Origin of the sequence: Chryseobacterium sp. CP-77 (genome assembly GCF_036362765.1) — a bacterium.
GTDB classification, from domain to species: Bacteria; Bacteroidota; Bacteroidia; order Flavobacteriales; family Weeksellaceae; genus Chryseobacterium; species Chryseobacterium cupriresistens.
Window position 1 is genome coordinate 1,989,215 of the sequence record NZ_CP143637.1, and the last position, 15,305, is coordinate 2,004,519.

At 38.2% G+C, this 15,305-nt stretch carries 16 protein-coding genes; 4 read left to right on the forward strand and 12 right to left on the reverse strand.

All coding sequences use genetic code 11. The features are described from left to right. Nucleotides 1-76 precede the first annotated feature (76 nt). The 10 genes from V0410_RS08835 to V0410_RS08880 all read right to left on the reverse strand — a co-directional run bounded on the left by V0410_RS08835 (nucleotide 77) and on the right by V0410_RS08880 (nucleotide 7,485). On the reverse strand, nucleotides 77-778 hold the full coding sequence (locus tag V0410_RS08835) for a membrane protein (RefSeq protein ID WP_047421274.1): 702 nt from the start codon (nucleotides 776-778) through the stop codon (nucleotides 77-79). Between the two features lie 125 nt (nucleotides 779-903). Next, nucleotides 904-1,692 (reverse strand): urease accessory protein UreD, encoded by a 789-nt coding sequence (locus V0410_RS08840; protein WP_330747182.1) that lies wholly within the window; start codon nucleotides 1,690-1,692, stop codon nucleotides 904-906. Beyond that, the gene (gene ureG / locus V0410_RS08845) at nucleotides 1,693-2,331 is read right to left on the reverse strand and encodes an urease accessory protein UreG (RefSeq protein ID WP_047094673.1); all 639 of its coding nucleotides are present in this window, start codon (nucleotides 2,329-2,331) and stop codon (nucleotides 1,693-1,695) included. Nucleotides 2,332-2,625: 294 nt separating this feature from the next. Beyond that, nucleotides 2,626-3,318, reverse strand: a complete 693-nt coding sequence (locus tag V0410_RS08850) for an urease accessory protein UreF (RefSeq protein WP_330747183.1) — start codon at nucleotides 3,316-3,318, stop codon at nucleotides 2,626-2,628. Further along, complete coding sequence (gene ureE, locus V0410_RS08855; RefSeq protein ID WP_330747184.1) at nucleotides 3,311-3,820, reverse strand: urease accessory protein UreE; 510 nt, start codon at nucleotides 3,818-3,820, stop codon at nucleotides 3,311-3,313. The genes V0410_RS08850 and ureE overlap by 8 nt, the downstream gene beginning before the upstream one ends. Next, on the reverse strand, nucleotides 3,810-4,457 hold the full coding sequence (locus tag V0410_RS08860) for a hypothetical protein (RefSeq protein ID WP_330747185.1): 648 nt from the start codon (nucleotides 4,455-4,457) through the stop codon (nucleotides 3,810-3,812). The genes ureE and V0410_RS08860 overlap by 11 nt, the downstream gene beginning before the upstream one ends. A 100-nt stretch (nucleotides 4,458-4,557) precedes the next feature. Beyond that, a complete protein-coding gene (gene ureC / locus V0410_RS08865; protein WP_330747186.1) occupies nucleotides 4,558-6,279 on the reverse strand; it encodes an urease subunit alpha in 1,722 nt (573 codons plus the stop codon). Between the two features lies 1 nt (nucleotide 6,280). Beyond that, nucleotides 6,281-6,649: an urease subunit beta gene (ureB, locus tag V0410_RS08870; RefSeq protein ID WP_034697259.1), complete on the reverse strand. Its 369-nt coding sequence runs from the start codon at nucleotides 6,647-6,649 to the stop codon at nucleotides 6,281-6,283. Between the two features lie 11 nt (nucleotides 6,650-6,660). Beyond that, nucleotides 6,661-6,963, reverse strand: coding sequence for an urease subunit gamma (gene ureA, locus V0410_RS08875; protein ID WP_002977652.1), 303 nt, complete (start codon nucleotides 6,961-6,963; stop codon nucleotides 6,661-6,663). A 156-nt stretch (nucleotides 6,964-7,119) separates the two neighbouring features. Beyond that, nucleotides 7,120-7,485 carry a hypothetical protein gene (locus tag V0410_RS08880; RefSeq protein WP_330747187.1) on the reverse strand — a complete coding sequence of 122 codons (366 nt, stop codon included), beginning with the start codon at nucleotides 7,483-7,485 and terminating at the stop codon, nucleotides 7,120-7,122. 405 nt (nucleotides 7,486-7,890) lie between these two features. Between V0410_RS08880 and pruA the strand changes: the two genes are divergently transcribed. The 3 genes from pruA to V0410_RS08895 all read left to right on the forward strand — a co-directional run bounded on the left by pruA (nucleotide 7,891) and on the right by V0410_RS08895 (nucleotide 10,651). Continuing rightward, nucleotides 7,891-9,516 (forward strand): L-glutamate gamma-semialdehyde dehydrogenase, encoded by a 1,626-nt coding sequence (gene pruA, locus V0410_RS08885; protein WP_330747188.1) that lies wholly within the window; start codon nucleotides 7,891-7,893, stop codon nucleotides 9,514-9,516. Nucleotides 9,517-9,904: 388 nt separating this feature from the next. Continuing rightward, nucleotides 9,905-10,126: a cytochrome C551 gene (locus V0410_RS08890; RefSeq protein ID WP_110011429.1), complete on the forward strand. Its 222-nt coding sequence runs from the start codon at nucleotides 9,905-9,907 to the stop codon at nucleotides 10,124-10,126. Nucleotides 10,127-10,450: 324 nt separating this feature from the next. After that, entirely contained in the window at nucleotides 10,451-10,651 is a 201-nt protein-coding gene (locus V0410_RS08895; RefSeq protein ID WP_330747189.1) for a hypothetical protein, read from the forward strand. 338 nt (nucleotides 10,652-10,989) lie between these two features. On the opposite strand, the gene V0410_RS08900 is transcribed toward V0410_RS08895, so the two are convergent. Next, nucleotides 10,990-12,621 carry a tetratricopeptide repeat protein gene (locus V0410_RS08900; protein WP_330747190.1) on the reverse strand — a complete coding sequence of 544 codons (1,632 nt, stop codon included), beginning with the start codon at nucleotides 12,619-12,621 and terminating at the stop codon, nucleotides 10,990-10,992. A gap of 277 nt (nucleotides 12,622-12,898) precedes the next feature. Between V0410_RS08900 and V0410_RS08905 the strand changes: the two genes are divergently transcribed. After that, on the forward strand, nucleotides 12,899-14,059 hold the full coding sequence (locus V0410_RS08905; protein ID WP_330747191.1) for a thioredoxin family protein: 1,161 nt from the start codon (nucleotides 12,899-12,901) through the stop codon (nucleotides 14,057-14,059). Between the two features lie 157 nt (nucleotides 14,060-14,216). Here the strand turns inward: V0410_RS08905 and V0410_RS08910 are convergent, their stop codons facing one another. After that, nucleotides 14,217-15,239: a 3-oxoacyl-ACP synthase III family protein gene (locus V0410_RS08910; protein WP_330747192.1), complete on the reverse strand. Its 1,023-nt coding sequence runs from the start codon at nucleotides 15,237-15,239 to the stop codon at nucleotides 14,217-14,219. Between the last annotated feature and the right edge of the window lie 66 nt (nucleotides 15,240-15,305).

Sequence of the window (15,305 nt, forward strand, 5' to 3'; positions counted from 1 at the left end):
CGGGTTTCGGAATCCACATCAAAACTCTCAAACTCTCTTACTCTCAAACTCTCCCACTCGAATCCCGAAAACACGTTTACCATCCAAGAAAGACCATTCCAACTCCGCACACAGTTACTACTGCTCCGCTTACCACGCCCATATATCTTTCCAGTTTTTCGGTATTGAATAGTGTTGAGTACCCATAGCGTCCCAAAAGAACCATTCCAAGCATGGTCAACACCGTTGTAGCGGTGAAAGAGGTTACCAGTACAGCAATTTCAGACATGGAATGTTTTACTCCTGAATAAAATAATAAAGGAATCAAAGGTTCACTTGGTCCCATCACAAAAATCATGAACAGGACAAGCGGTGTTACTTTTATTCTTTTTTGAGGCATTACGACTTCGCTGTGATTATGTTCGTAGACATATACATCATCACCCATCACATCAAAATGTTTATGCGGTTTGTTTCTGATCGCCTGAATGAGACCGTATACAAGGTAAACACCGCCAAAGATCAGCAGTGCCCATCCGGAGAAATTTCCTCTGATATCCTGAAACCATGAGATTTTATTCAGCTGCCATCCCAGGAACACCCCGATAAAACCTAAGATCAGGGAACTGAATACGTGTCCGAAACCGCAGACAACTGTTAATATAGCCGTCTTCATTCCGCTCCACTTCTTAGATTTTGAGATCACTATAAAAGGCAGGTAATGATCCGGGCCTGAGGCGGTGTGTATAAAACTTATTGAAACGGCGCTCAAAAGAAGTGCCCAAACTGTACTATCCATTTTCTATTTATCTATTATTGTTCTCCATTAAGTTTTGGCTAAAGCCAATGGAAGATTAATTTTTATTTCGCGGGCTAAAGCCCGCTTCTATTGAATATATTAGAATCCTTGACAAGGATCTCTTTTTACTCCAATGACCAGAGAACCTCCTGAATATGCAGAAAGAAATTATACATTATTTCACCTCCATGTCCCAGAGCTCTTACTACAAAACCGTTGTTTTCCATTGCAGAAACTCCTGTCTCCATTTCTTCACCATGCTGTGCCGCGGCCTCAACAATTTCCTCAAGCAATCTGTTTTTATCTACATTTTCTTTTGTACTGTAGAAAATAAGGGTTCCCTGATGGGTATATTGTTCCAGGTTTCCAATGCTGCTGATCGGAATCATTTCAGGCTGAATCAGCACATTATCTTTCACAACCAGTTTATTGTTGTGGTAGATTTCCATCACGTTCTGAAAACGTTTCAGTTTAAAAACTTCACCGTAATGTTTTCTTCCGCAGGTAATAATTTCACTGATGATGATCTGGCTGTTGTTCCCGATATGAATATTCGCTTTACTCTTAAAGTTCGAATCCTCGTGGGGAACTATCGGATGAGGAACATAAGCGAAAGAAGTTTCATCTTCCATAGATACATTGAGTTCCTGAAGTGCTTTGTCCTGCATATTGAAAAGCCTTTGGTAGGATTGTGACTGCAACTGAAGCGCAGCTCCTTTTTCAAGGGTAACTTCCAAATGATAGTGATCTCCATCCAGAATTCCCGGAGAGGAGCTCATCACCATCTGATAGAGCTTTTTGTCACTTTTTCGCTGTCCTACAGAAACGACTCTGAAAGGAAGTGAGACATAAAGATCTTTCACATAGGATTCTCCTCCCTTGAATCCTGCAATAATTTTTAAATGACTATCCATTTATCTTACCAGATTCGGTTCTTCAATTTCTTCTAAAAGGGCATATTTTTTAATCCAGCCTATTACTTTATCCAATCCTTCATCTGTTTTCAGGTTGGTGAATACGAAAGGATTCCCTTTTCTCATTCTTCGGGCATCATTTTCCATCACTTCAAGGCTGGCACCTACGTAAGGGGCAAGGTCAATTTTATTGATGATCAGTAAGTCCGATCTTGTAATCCCCGGTCCTCCTTTTCTAGGGATTTTTTCGCCTTCTGCTACATCGATGATAAAGATGGTAACATCTGCAAGATCGGGACTGAATGTTGCAGAAAGGTTATCGCCACCACTTTCAATCAAAACCAGTTCGATTTCCGGGAAACGCGCTGCCAGTTCGTCTACCGCTTCAAGGTTCATACTTGCATCTTCACGGATCGCTGTATGGGGGCAGCCTCCTGTTTCTACCCCGATAATTCTGTCGTGGGGAAGAAGACTGTTTTTCGCCATAAATTCAGCATCTTCTTTGGTATAAATATCATTCGTGATGACTCCAAGATCATAAGTCCCGAATAATTTTCTGCTTAAACGTTCCAATAATGCAGTTTTTCCTGAACCTACAGGTCCTGCCACTCCTACTTTTATATATTTTCTGTTTTCCATTTTCTTTAAATTTTATTTTATTGTTTTAACGCTATAGGCGCTAAGTTTTCTTTACTGTGAATATTTTTCGATGGCAAGGGTGTTTCACTTAGCAAACAGCACCTTGTTTCACGTATAATTTTTTATTAATTGAGAATATGATAAAGGGCGCAAAGGCATTTCATTCAGCTAAGAAACACACCACCCAATCAGTCATAAGATTTTCATTTTCTTAGCTCTACAATCGTTATCCATCATTTTGCCTTTCCTCCCTTTTAACTTTTATCTTTTTACTTTTGTCTTTTTACTTTTGTCTTACGACATATAAAGTCTTGAATACAATCTTTCATGCTGCATACATCTGATGTCAAAGGCTGTATTACAAAGCCCCACAAGATCTCTGTCTAGTTCCATAGTTTCCAAAGCAGTTTTTTCCATGACGGGGTAGAGTGAGAATAAAATATCCTGTCCATCCAGCTGTCCAAGAGGAACAAGTTTTACAGCGTTGGTAATCATCCCGGCAACTGAAGTGTAATAGAATCCTAAAAGGGCTTCATACAAAGGAATTTTCATCAGATAAGCATATACTCCAAATACAATACAGTAATGAGAATTGGCTTCTTTATGCTGAACCGCTTTCTCAAAAGCTTCCATGAAAGGGAAACTTTCTCTCCTTTTGAAGATCTTAATGAGTCTGAGTCCCAGTTTCTGGCTCGCCTGGCGAATTTCCTTTGGACATTTTATCGCATTACATTCATTATCCAGTTCTAAAAGCTGCTGCAAATCTCCCTTTTCTGCTGCTTCATAAGCCAGTTTTACAAAAGCGCCGTCATTGAATTTAAGGTTGTACTGAAGCATATTCTGCACAAATTCTTTCGCGGTTGCCAGATCATGTACAATTCTTTCCTGCACATACGTTTCAAGTCCGTTGGAATGGGTATATCCTCCGATGGGAAGTGTAGGATCTGCGAGATGAAGCAGTCCTGACAGGAAATTCATATTATTCATCTTTCGGAGCAGCCATTTTTAAGATTTTTGTAAAGATTGTGGAGCCCAGACTTCCATGTCCATGCGGTTCTACATTAGATTTAAGAAGATTCAGCAGTTTCACCGATTGTTTTTCCGGTTTGAAGCCGCTTGCTTCCAGCCATCTGAACATCGGCATTTCAAAAGGAAGCAACACTTTGTCATTCTGAATAAAAAGCGGAATATGTTTATTTCCGATCTCATAACATACAGTACCCATTTCCAGCAGGGAAGCTGGTGACATCACAATGGCTTCCGTTTCCAGAACATTGATTGCAATTATTTTTTCGGCATCCTCAAAGAGAATATCCCCTTCCCATAATCGTTGTCCTTCTCTGAGAAACTTGATGGCAACATCAGTTCCCTGTCTGGTTTTTTTACGCTGGATTCTTTTGGTGGTTTCAAACCATTCCAGATCAAGATAGTCTATGGTTTTCTCCGTAGGGTTTTCAGCAAGATTGCCTATGATTTGATTAATTATCATTGTTGGATTTTTTTCTGAAGTCTAAGTTTTTGGAGATTCCCACCCCGAATGTTGAACCGCTGATTCCCGCTACATAGCTTTTCGTCCAGCCTTCTTCTTTTGTTTTGGTCTGAAGCATTGAAAGTTCTGCAAATTTGAATTTCAGTGCCCAGCCGCCACCTAATAGGATTCCGATCAAAGGATAGGCACGAAGACGGAATCCGTTAAAATTCTGCATAGCATCCGCTGCTGTTGAAAGTTGCTGTCCCCAAACATAGTGGGCATCCACCTGACCAATCAACACAAAATATTTTCCAAGCATTACTGAAGGACTATACCAGATTCCCGCTTCATTTTGTTTGTAAACTACATTGTGATCTACTGTATTCTGCGAGTAAGCATAATTAACTCCGACAAGGTCATTATTATTGATGAAGTACCCTACTCCAAGCGGTGCGCTGGAAACGGTACTGCTGCTGCTTGATGGGGTTGTAAGTTTTGAATAGTCTAATGAACCGTACACCATAAACTGTCCTTTGGGTCCGTCTTCATCACTTTTCAATCTGTGTCCGCCCAGAAACTGGGCACTTACATTACCGGGAAGTAATGACATTCCGGCAACAGTAAGAGAAACAACTGTTTTATTTAAATATTTCATTCTAAACTTAGTTCTATAATTGTTTTAAATTGTATCGGATAAACTTTGGCTAAGCCTAACAGGTTTTTGAAACCTGTTAGGTTTATTTGTAAAATTTATCTTAGAACAAGTAATACAACTGTGTTAAAGGAAGTGTTTCTGCCGGTTCACAAGTGATGTATTCTCCGTCTACCGTTACTTTATAGTTTTCTGGATTTACTTCTATTAAAGGCGTCTTATCATTGTGGATAAGATCTTTTTTGGAAATATTCCTACAGTTTTTCACAGGAAGAATCATTTTCTCCAGTTTATAAGAAGCAATGGTTCCATTGTCAATTGAGATCTGAGAAACGAAGTTCGCACAAGTACCAAACTTAGCTTTTCCATGGGCTCCGAACATATTTCTGTAAATAATAGGCTGAGGCGTTGGAATAGAAGCATTAGGATCTCCCATTTTAGCCGCAATGACAAATCCTCCTTTTACAATCATTTCGGGTTTTACTCCAAATAAGGCCGGTTTCCAGATCACCAAATCCGCTAATTTCCCTTCCTCAATCGATCCTACATATTCTGAAATCCCGTGTGCAATAGCTGGGTTAATGGTATATTTTGCCACATATCTTTTTGCACGGTAATTGTCATTTCCGCTATCTTTATCTTCAGCCAGATCACCTCTCTGCTCTTTCATTTTGCTCGCCGTCTGCCATGTTCTGGTGATCACTTCCCCCGGTCTTCCCATCGCCTGAGAATCTGAGCTCATGATACTGAAAACACCCATATCGTGAAGGATATCTTCTGCTGCAATGGTTTCAGGACGAATACGTGAATCTGCAAACGCTACATCCTCAGGAATGTTTTTGCTCAAATGGTGGCACACCATCAGCATGTCTAAATGTTCATCAATGGTATTGATGGTATAAGGACGTGTAGGATTGGTAGAAGCCGGCAATACATTCGGATACATGGCTGCTTTAATGATATCCGGTGCGTGGCCTCCACCTGCTCCTTCTGTGTGGAAAGTGTGGATTACTCTTCCGTTGATTGCTCTCATCGTATCTTCAAGAAAACCTCCTTCATTCAATGTATCTGTATGGATAGCCACCTGAACGTCATATTTATCGGCTACTTTCAGTGCAGCATCAATCGTTGCAGGAGTTGCTCCCCAGTCTTCGTGAATTTTTACTCCCAAAGCTCCGGCTTCCACCTGTTCTTCAATAGGTTCTTCAGCTGAACAGTTTCCTTTTCCGAAGAAACCAAGGTTCATAGGATATTCTTCTGCTGCTTCAAGCATTTTCTGCATGTTGAATTTTCCCGGGGTAACGGTAGTAGCATTGGTTCCGTCATTTGGACCTGTACCACCTCCAATCATTGTGGTAATTCCGCTGTATAGGGATGTTTCGATCTGCTGAGGGCAGATGTAATGAATGTGAGTGTCAATTCCTCCGGCAGTTACAATATATCCTTTTCCTCCGTGAACTTCAGTTGAAGCCCCGATAATCATATTAGGACTTACACCATCCATCGTATCAGGGTTTCCTGCTTTTCCGATTCCTACGATCTTTCCGTCTTTGATTCCGATATCACCTTTTACAATTCCCCAGTGGTCAATGATCACAGCTCCTGTGATACAAAGATCCAGCACGCCTTCGTCTCTTTTAGCGGTAACATTTTGCCCCATACCATCACGAACGGTTTTTCCACCTCCGAAAACAGCTTCGTCACCATAATGGGTGAAATCTTTCTCGATTTCAATAATAATTTCAGTATCGCCCAGTCTGATTTTGTCTCCCGCTGTAGGACCTAATATATTGGCGTATTGTTTTCTGTCTACGTGTAAGCTCATCTTAATGATTTTTAAAGTTTAACTCTTCAACTTTTGCAAGGCTTACTTTTTTCTGTTCTTCAGAATCTACCTGCCCATCGACAAGATTATTGAAGCCCATTGCTTTTTTGGTTCCTCCTATTTCTACCAATTCCACTTCTTTTTCTTCTCCCGGTTCGAAACGTACTGCAGTACTTGCTACAATATTCAGTCTCTTTCCAAAAGCTTTTTCACGATCAAAGCTCATCGCTTTATTAACTTCAAAAAAATGGAAGTGTGAACCTACCTGAATAGGCCTGTCTCCTGTATTGGTTACTTTTATTTTCACAGTTTCTCTGCCCTCATTGCAGATAATTGTACCTTCTTTTACAAAAATTTCTCCTGGTATCATAATCAGTAGTATTAGCGGATTGGATTGTGTACGGTTACCAGTTTGGTTCCGTCCGGGAAAGTAGCTTCAATCTGAACATCGTGGATCATTTCCGCAACGCCCGGCATTACATCCTCTTTAGTAAGGAGATTTGCGCCTTCCTGCATCAGTTCGGCTACTTTTTTCCCGTCTCTTGCGCCTTCAAGCAGAAAGTGGCTGATCAGAGCAATGGATTCCGGGTAGTTTAATTTAAGGCCTCTTGCCTTTCTTTTCAGAGCGAGTTCGCCTGCCAGAAACAGCATAAGCTTTTCCGTTTCTCTTGGTGTTAAGTGCATAATATTTTTATTTAAAATTGGACAAACAATATCCGGTTCACCTCTCCGTAAAGGCAAACAGACCTGTTCAAAAATGTAAAATGGGAAATGATGTTTTCAGATCTGTATTGACATGAATACAAACCACAACGGATCATTAAAAATTAAGAAAAGGGCTTAGCAGCCCGCTACCTGCAGACAGTGATACAGGATGTATCTTGGTGCCGTAATATAAACGCGGTTTTGAACAGCCGCAACCTGTGTATTGTAAGTGTAACGTGCAAAGAAATAGTGCAGCCACTGCTGTGCAAGTATTGAGTAATCGAATTTTACTTTCTCCCAGTCGTTGGAATCCTGCACATCCTGCACATCTGAAAAACTATAGAGTTCAGGCTGGGTCTGCTGATCAGATTTCTGCTGTAAAAGATGAATTTTTGAAAGGATATCAGAATATGGCTGAGTTTTCCCTTTATGTGCAAAAAGACCTGCACACAAAGCTGAGAAAAATATCACAAAAGAGAAAAATAAGACTCTTTTTTTCATACCTGATAATAATGATGTAAAATTAGAACAATCTGATCCCTCCGGCTATCAAAAAAATTATTTAAAATGTTCAAAATCGCAACAAAAGTGAATTTATATAATTTTAACATTGTAACATAAACCCTTTATTTACAGTCATTAACAGCAATTCTTAAACTATGACAAATGTTTTATTGCCTTAATTCCTATAATTATAACAAAATGGTGTATTTTTTTCTAAAACCTAAAGAATTCTGAAAATAAATCAAGATTTAATAAAAATTTATCTCAGAAAAAGCATAAATAATAGTATCAGATCTGTTTTCTGGTTTATCTGACAAAAAAAGACGGCATTTTTTCTTTCCTTATAATTATCGTAAATTTGTATACACATCTTATTAATTTAATAAAATAATAAAACGTAATATGTCAAAAGCAATTTCGCAAGTACCATTAGCGGTAAACGAGCCTGTAAACTCATACGAACCGGGATCTCCGGAAGTTAAAAGCCTTATCGACACTTATAAAAAAATGTGGGCTGAAAAGGTAGAAATCCCAATGATTATCAATGGAAAAGAAGTAAAAACTGAAACAAAAGTACAGCTTCAGTCTCCACAGGATCATGCTCATGATTTCGGATTCTACTACCAGGGTGGTATGCAGCATGTGGATGACGCTATCAACGCGGCATTGGCAGCTAAAAAAGAATGGAATGAACTAGGCTGGGAACAGCGTGCAGCAATTTTCTTAAAGGCAGCCGATCTTTTGGCAGGACCTTACAGAGATGTGATTAATGCAGCAACAATGATCGGGCAGTCTAAAAACGTACACCAGGCTGAAATTGATTCCGCTTGTGAGTTCATCGACTTCTTAAGATTCAATGTAGAGTTCATGACAGAAATGTATGCTGAGCAGCCGGTTTCTGATAACGGAATCTGGAACCGCGTTGAATACAGACCATTAGAAGGATTCTGTTTTGCAGTAACTCCATTCAACTTTACAGCGATTTCCGGAAACCTTCCTACTTGTATGGCGATGCTAGGAAACGTAGTGGTTTGGAAGCCTTCTGACAAGCAGGTATATTCTGCAAAAGTAATTATGGATGTATTAACAGAAGCGGGTCTTCCTGCAGGGGTTATCAACATGATCTTTACAGACGGAAAAGAAACTGCTGAGAAAGTTTTGGCTCACCCGGATTTTGCAGGTCTTCACTTCACTGGTTCCACAAAAGTATTCCAGGGAATGTGGAAAATGATCGGTGATAATATCCACAACTACAGAACATATCCAAGAATCGTTGGAGAAACTGGTGGTAAAGACTTCGTTATTGCTCACCCGTCTGCTAACGTGGAAGCTGTAGCTACTGCATTGGTAAGAGGTGCTTTCGAATACCAGGGACAAAAATGTTCTGCAGCTTCAAGAGCTTATATCCCTAAGTCTCTTTGGACTGATGTGAAAAAAGTAATGGAAGCGCAGATGAGCACTATCAAAATCGGTTCGCCGGAAGATACTTCTAACTTTGTCAACGCTGTAATCGACAAGAATTCTTTCGAAAAATGTAAAGGATATATCGACAGAGCAAACGCTTCAGGTGAAGCTACTGTTGCAATCGGTGGAAAATATGATGATTCTAAAGGATGGTTCGTACACCCAACAGTAATTGAAACTACAAATCCTCATTACGAAAGTATGGTTGAAGAGATCTTCGGACCAATCTTATCCATCTACGTATATGAAGATCAGGACTGGAAAGAAACGTTGAAGCTTGTAGATTCAACATCTCCTTATTCATTGACTGGTTCTGTGTTCTCACAAGACCGTTACGCAATCGCTGAAGCTTACAAAGCTTTAGAAAATGCATCAGGTAACTTCTACATCAATGATAAACCAACGGGTGCCGTAGTAGGACAGCAGCCTTTCGGTGGTGGTAGAGCTTCAGGAACAAATGATAAAGCAGGTTCTAAAATGAACCTTCTAAGATGGGTTTCTGTAAGAAGCGTAAAAGAAACTTTTGTTTCTCCTAAAAACTACAAATATCCATACCTGGGATAATTAATAAATAATAAGTAATGAGCAATGAGTAATTTGTTGTCTGTTCCTTGAATACAGCCTCGGAATTTCGGTTTCGGGGCTTTTTTGTGGGGTTTCGGGGTACGAGATTTGAAATACGAGGTGCGGGATTCGGGGTTGAGAGTTTGAGAGTTTGAGGGGTTGAGGGGTTGAGGGGTTGAGAATATTAGAGTATTTTTGGTAATAAAGTATTTTTTGGACTGCATTAAACATTAAACTCGAATCTCGCATATCCCCGTAGCTCGTATCCCGAAACCCGATAGCTGCACTAACATCTTTTAACAAACTTTACCGATATTTTACGATTTTCAATGTCCTGTTAGGAATAATTATTGATTTTCTGTTATTATACACCCCAAAATAAAATAATATGAAAAAGTTATTGCTAACAGCTGTCGGAATAGGAATATTTGCAGTGAGCTGTGGAACCAAAGAATCGACAATGTCAACAAGTAGCAGAGATTCAGCAACAGTAGACAGTACCCAAAAAAGTATACCGCCTACAACTACTGATACGATGACTACAAAAAGGACGAATCCTGATACAATCATGATCAAAAGGGATTCTATGGCAACGTCTCCTGTCAAATAACATGTATATACGTTTAATTTAAAATGGAAAATCTGCAGATGAAAGCGCTGCAGATTTTTTTATTGGATAACCATAAATATTGGATATTCAAATTTTGGCTTGAAAAGACGCTTATTCCAGGTTTTTGACTACAGTTGGTGATTATATATTATTTCTAACGGCGGGGCTAAAGCTCCCCCCTATTGAATCCAAAATTTAAAGGAACACCTTTTATCTTTTATCTTTTATCTTTTATCTTTTATCTTTTATCTTTTATCTTTTATCTTTTATCTTTTATCTTTTAATCCTTATATTTGATTACATCAACAATCAAAATTAACTATTATGAGAAAATTATGGATAGGAGCAGTTTTTGGACTTCTTTTCCTTGGAAGCTGTGCTCAAAACAAAGAAAAAAGAGAGGAATATAAAGAAGCTCACAATAAAGATTCCTTAAGAAACAGAATGGGAGATTCTGCTGTAGCGAATTCAATCCCTTCCTCGGATTCTTCAAAAGTAAAAACCGACAGTACGAAAGTTAAATAAAATCACAAATCCACAGACGTCTGTGGATTTGCACTTAAAAAAACTTGACTGAAAAAAAACCGGGCAATCAACCCCGATTATAGGATATGGCAGATATTCTGGTCAGAATATTTCCTTAAAAAGTTAAAAAAATGGGAATGGCAGTTTCTCTTATAATGATCTTAGTTCAAAAATGAAATAAAAGTGATAAGCTGTAACAGAACTGTTGTGTACTTTGAAACTGCCACAAAGATATGATAGCAGAGGGTTCCTTTAAAATAATAGGTTGTTCATTTTCGTGAAAATGGCAATATAGAATTGGATAAAATGCCCGTTTTTAATCATTTTCGGGAAAATGACTATTTTTTATCTGACCGGGTTTCACTATCCAGATATTTAATGTATGCTGATGGAGAATAGTCTGTGACCGCCTTGAAGACTGCAGCAAATTTACTGTGGGAAGAAAATCCGCATTCATCAGCAAGGATACTTATTTTATACTGTCTGTACTTCTCATCATTGATCAGTTTGTCTACAATATAGTTGATTCTTAAACGATTGATATACGTTTTGAAATCAGCATTTTTATGCTGATTGATCACATAAGAAAGATATTTTGTATTGGTGTTCAATTCTCCGGCAAGAAAGGACAGGGACATGCCTTTATTGTTATAGAGATTACCTTTTTCAAAATCCTCAAGCAGTTCCAGCAGTTTTGATTCTGTTTCCGGGGTCATCAGAGAGTCATTTCTTCTTCGGTCTGTCTCGGAGTCTTTTTCATCAATTTCTTCCACAAAAATATTGGAAAACTCAAAATCACCAGGTTGTTTTAAAGGATAGTGTGTCCTGTTACCGATCATGTTCAACTGGGTTCTGATGATATTTCTAAGTTTTGACCGCTGTTTTTTCTGTTTCCTTCTAATAAAAAGAAACAGGCCAACCAATGAAAGGGACAGAATGACAATAGCTGCATTCTTCACTCCATTCATCTGCGTATTTTTTTTGGTAGCTTTTCCTTTGGGATTTTCAAAATCTTTCATGGCAAAACTCTGGTTGCGCGCTGCAATACTGTCATAGGCACGTACATATTTTACCGCATATAAAGAAGCCTTGAAATTGTCCCCAACTCCTTCGTAATAATCATTAATATTGGAATAAACTGCTTTTTTAAGTTTAAGACTTCGGGAAGTATCGGCAATTTTTTCTGCTTTTTTAAGATACAGTTCAGCATCTTTCCAGTTTTTCTGCTTCAAACGGATTCCTCCCAGGCCATTATAAACCAATCCCAGCGTACAGCTTCCTTTCTTTAGCAATCCTTCTGCTTTTCGATAGTAATCTTCAGAGACGGAATAATTATTAAGCTTGAAATAGACATCTCCCAATAGTTGATAAGATGCCGCTACGGTTCTGTTTTCATTACAACTGTTGATTTTTTCAAAATATTTCAGGGAGGATTCGATATGCTGTATGGCATTAGGATAATTCCCCATCTCCATTTCATAAAAAGCCATTTCCTGATTCAGCAGTCCTGCGGCTTCATTACTTTTCTGAAAATCGGTGATCCGGGCTGAAGCCTGCAGTCCTTTTATAATATATTTTTTGGATCTTTCGTATAACCCTACCTGTCTATATTGTCTCGCAAGTAATCGGGTTACTACAGCCATCCATTCAGGATCATTAGTCAGATTGATTACCGAATGGGCATTTTCACTGTAACAGATTGCTTTTTTAAGTTCACCGGCATGATGGTACAGCTCTGAAGAAAGGATAAGACACTTAATTTTCTCTGATGGCTTTTGTGCCTTCATATAGAGAGAATCTGCTGTTTTGATGGCTTTGGGTAAATCTTTATAGGCTGTAAAAGAAGAAGTCCTTTCACAGATAAGATCAAAGCTATTTTTTTTCTGGGCAAATATGGGAATTGCTGTTGCCAGCAAAAACAAAAATTTCAAAAGACTTTTAGGCATAGAAAAACAAATTATTATTTTCATTTTATAATAATTCATCATTGATTTCACGGAGTGTCTTTTTGTTTTTTACAAAACTAGTGATATTTTATTTTTTATTAAAACATTATATTGAAATTTAATCATTTAACCAAAAACACCAATTTACATTAATTTTAATAATAAGACAGAAATAATATATGGTTTTCTTTAATATAAACTGATTTCTGTTTTAAAACCAAAATTCCTGTATAATTATTTTTAATATGGACGGCTCAGGTGTCGTCATATTTATTACATTTGCAGGGAATAAAAAGTTTTTATGAAAAAAATAGCCATACTTTCCTCAATCTTTATAGGAGTCCTTGCATGGGCACAGGGAATTAAATTTGAAGAAGGCAATTTTGCCTCCATTCTTGCCAAAGCAAAAAAAGAAAAAAAACTGGTCTTCATTGATGCATATGCTTCATGGTGCGGACCTTGTAAACTGATGGTTAAAAATATTTTCCCACTTCAGTCTGTAGGAGATTACTATAATTCCCACTTTATCAATGCGAAAATTGATATGGAAAAAGGAGAAGGAATTGAGCTGGCCAGAAAATATAATGTAAAAGCATTTCCTACTTACCTGTTTATCGACGGAAACGGTGAAGCTGTGCACAGAACTTTAGGATATGTGGAAGAAAAAGACTTTATCCAGTTTGCGAAAGACGCTGAAGATCCCAATAAAAGACTAACCTCTTTGAAACAGCAGTTTGAAAAGGGAGAAAAGAATCCTGAATTTTTAAAGAATCTTGCCGGGCTTACCATGTATAATGACGCCGAGTTTGCCGGAAAAGTTCTTAACCGTTATTTTCAACAGAAAGCAAGCTTAGATCAGGAAGATATCCAAATGCTTCTTTCAGGAGTACAAACTACAGACAGTCCTTTATACAAAATTTTCCAGGATAAAAAAGCTGATATCGTTAAGTTCTTCCCGGAAGATAAATATGAAAAGTTTGAGAAAAATATCAAGCTGAATACTATTTCTAAAAAAGCTTATAATCCGGATACTAAAAAATGGGATGACAGCTATTTTATGGCCGAAGCACAGAAATTTCTAAGCAAAGAAGAGGCTGACAAGATCTTAAAAAGAATGAAAGCCAACAGAGCTTTAAAGAATAAAGATATTCCTGAGTATGAAAAGCTGATCCTTGATATCTACAAAGATTATTCTGCAGCAGGTTCTGAAGAACTGAACTCTCTTGCATGGAACTTCTTTGAGAATGTGAGCAATAAAGCTTCTCTGGAAAAAGCCATTGCATGGGCACAGGAATCTGTAAAGAAAAACCAGAACTTTGCCAATACAGATACTTTAGCCAATCTTTACAATAAGGTAGGTGATAAGAAAAATGCAAAAATATGGGCTGAAAAGTCTATTGAACTGGCCAAAAGTACAGGACAGGATTCTACAGATACGGAAAAATTACTGAAAAGCCTTTAATTGATTAAGGTCTATCATAAAAAAACGCAGAACAGAGTTCTGCGTTTTTTTATGATGTATAAAACCACCCCGTCAAAAATCCTTTGAATTTCCGCCCCCTTCCAAAATATAGAAATTGAGCACTTGAGTTGTGGTATAATTGAAAATAAAGCTTCTCTTAGTATTCAAACAGAACGCTGCCCCAGGTAAATCCACTTCCAAATGCTGAAAGAAGGACAAGATCACCTCTTTTGATTTTTCCCTGCTCAATTGCTTCGCTTAAAGCAATCGGAATAGAAGCTGCTGTTGTGTTTCCGTATCTCTGGATGTTGTTGAAGACTTTATCGTTCGGTAATCCGAATTTCTCCTGTACAAACTGAGCAATTCTCAGGTTTGCCTGATGTGGAATAAACATATCAAGATCTTCAACCGTCTTTCCGGCTTTGTTCAAAGCTTCCATCATGGTTTCCGGGAATCTTGTTACCGCATGCTTGAATACGAAGTTTCCGTTCATAATAGGATATACTTCTTTATTCGTTACATTTTCAGGATCTTTTCTCATTCTGTCGCTCCATCCGAATTTTGAACCCGGGAACTGGGTACAAAGGTCATCCGCATATTTTCCTTCAGAATGCATATTCATCGCTAAAATATCTCCTGCATTCTCATCTTCTGATGCAGAAAGAACAATTGCTCCTGCCCCATCACCAAAAATAACAGAAACTCCTCTACCTTCGTCAGAAAAATCCAATCCGAAAGAATGAACTTCTGCTCCTACCACAAGAATATTTTTATAAGTACCTGATTTGATGAATGCATTGGCCACACTCATAGAATATACAAATCCTGAACATTGATTTCTTACATCCAGTGCTCCGATCGTATCACATCCCAGCATGTCCTGAAGCAAGACACCACATCCCGGAAAGTAATAATCCGGTGAAAGCGTTGCAAAAACAATATAATCAATATCTTTTGAGGTAAGACCAGCATTGCGGATGGCTTTTTCTGCAGCTTTAAAACCTAGATAAGCGCTGGTTTCCTGAGAGTCATATCTGTTTTTTCTGTGTCTTCTTTCCTTGATACCCGTTCTTTCCGTTATCCATTCGTCATTGGTAGTCATTAGTTTTGCTAAATCATCATTTGTAACAACGTTATCTGGAACATAAAATCCCACCCCTTTTATGGTACTTTTAATCATATAGTTTTTTAATTTTGGCAAAGATAAAACTTATTTAACACATAGTTTTTCAAAATATTAGTATTT

Bases quoted from the DNA above. Each gene is read 5' to 3' on its own strand.
- V0410_RS08850 (WP_330747183.1), bottom strand. From the start codon at position 3,318: ATGAATAATATGAATTTCCTGTCAGGACTGCTTCATCTCGCAGATCCT.
- ureA (WP_002977652.1), bottom strand. From the start codon at position 6,963: ATGCACTTAACACCAAGAGAAACGGAAAAGCTTATGCTGTTTCTGGCA.
- V0410_RS08895 (WP_330747189.1), top strand. From the start codon at position 10,451: ATGAGAAAATTATGGATAGGAGCAGTTTTTGGACTTCTTTTCCTTGGA.
- pruA (WP_330747188.1), top strand. From the start codon at position 7,891: ATGTCAAAAGCAATTTCGCAAGTACCATTAGCGGTAAACGAGCCTGTA.
- V0410_RS08905 (WP_330747191.1), top strand. From the start codon at position 12,899: ATGAAAAAAATAGCCATACTTTCCTCAATCTTTATAGGAGTCCTTGCA.
- V0410_RS08890 (WP_110011429.1), top strand. From the start codon at position 9,905: ATGAAAAAGTTATTGCTAACAGCTGTCGGAATAGGAATATTTGCAGTG.
- V0410_RS08910 (WP_330747192.1), bottom strand. From the start codon at position 15,239: ATGATTAAAAGTACCATAAAAGGGGTGGGATTTTATGTTCCAGATAAC.
- ureG (WP_047094673.1), bottom strand. From the start codon at position 2,331: ATGGAAAACAGAAAATATATAAAAGTAGGAGTGGCAGGACCTGTAGGT.
- ureC (WP_330747186.1), bottom strand. From the start codon at position 6,279: ATGAGCTTACACGTAGACAGAAAACAATACGCCAATATATTAGGTCCT.
- V0410_RS08840 (WP_330747182.1), bottom strand. From the start codon at position 1,692: ATGGATAGTCATTTAAAAATTATTGCAGGATTCAAGGGAGGAGAATCC.
- ureE (WP_330747184.1), bottom strand. From the start codon at position 3,820: ATGATAATTAATCAAATCATAGGCAATCTTGCTGAAAACCCTACGGAG.
- V0410_RS08900 (WP_330747190.1), bottom strand. From the start codon at position 12,621: ATGAAAATAATAATTTGTTTTTCTATGCCTAAAAGTCTTTTGAAATTT.
- V0410_RS08880 (WP_330747187.1), bottom strand. From the start codon at position 7,485: ATGAAAAAAAGAGTCTTATTTTTCTCTTTTGTGATATTTTTCTCAGCT.
- V0410_RS08860 (WP_330747185.1), bottom strand. From the start codon at position 4,457: ATGAAATATTTAAATAAAACAGTTGTTTCTCTTACTGTTGCCGGAATG.
- ureB (WP_034697259.1), bottom strand. From the start codon at position 6,649: ATGATACCAGGAGAAATTTTTGTAAAAGAAGGTACAATTATCTGCAAT.
- V0410_RS08835 (WP_047421274.1), bottom strand. From the start codon at position 778: ATGGATAGTACAGTTTGGGCACTTCTTTTGAGCGCCGTTTCAATAAGT.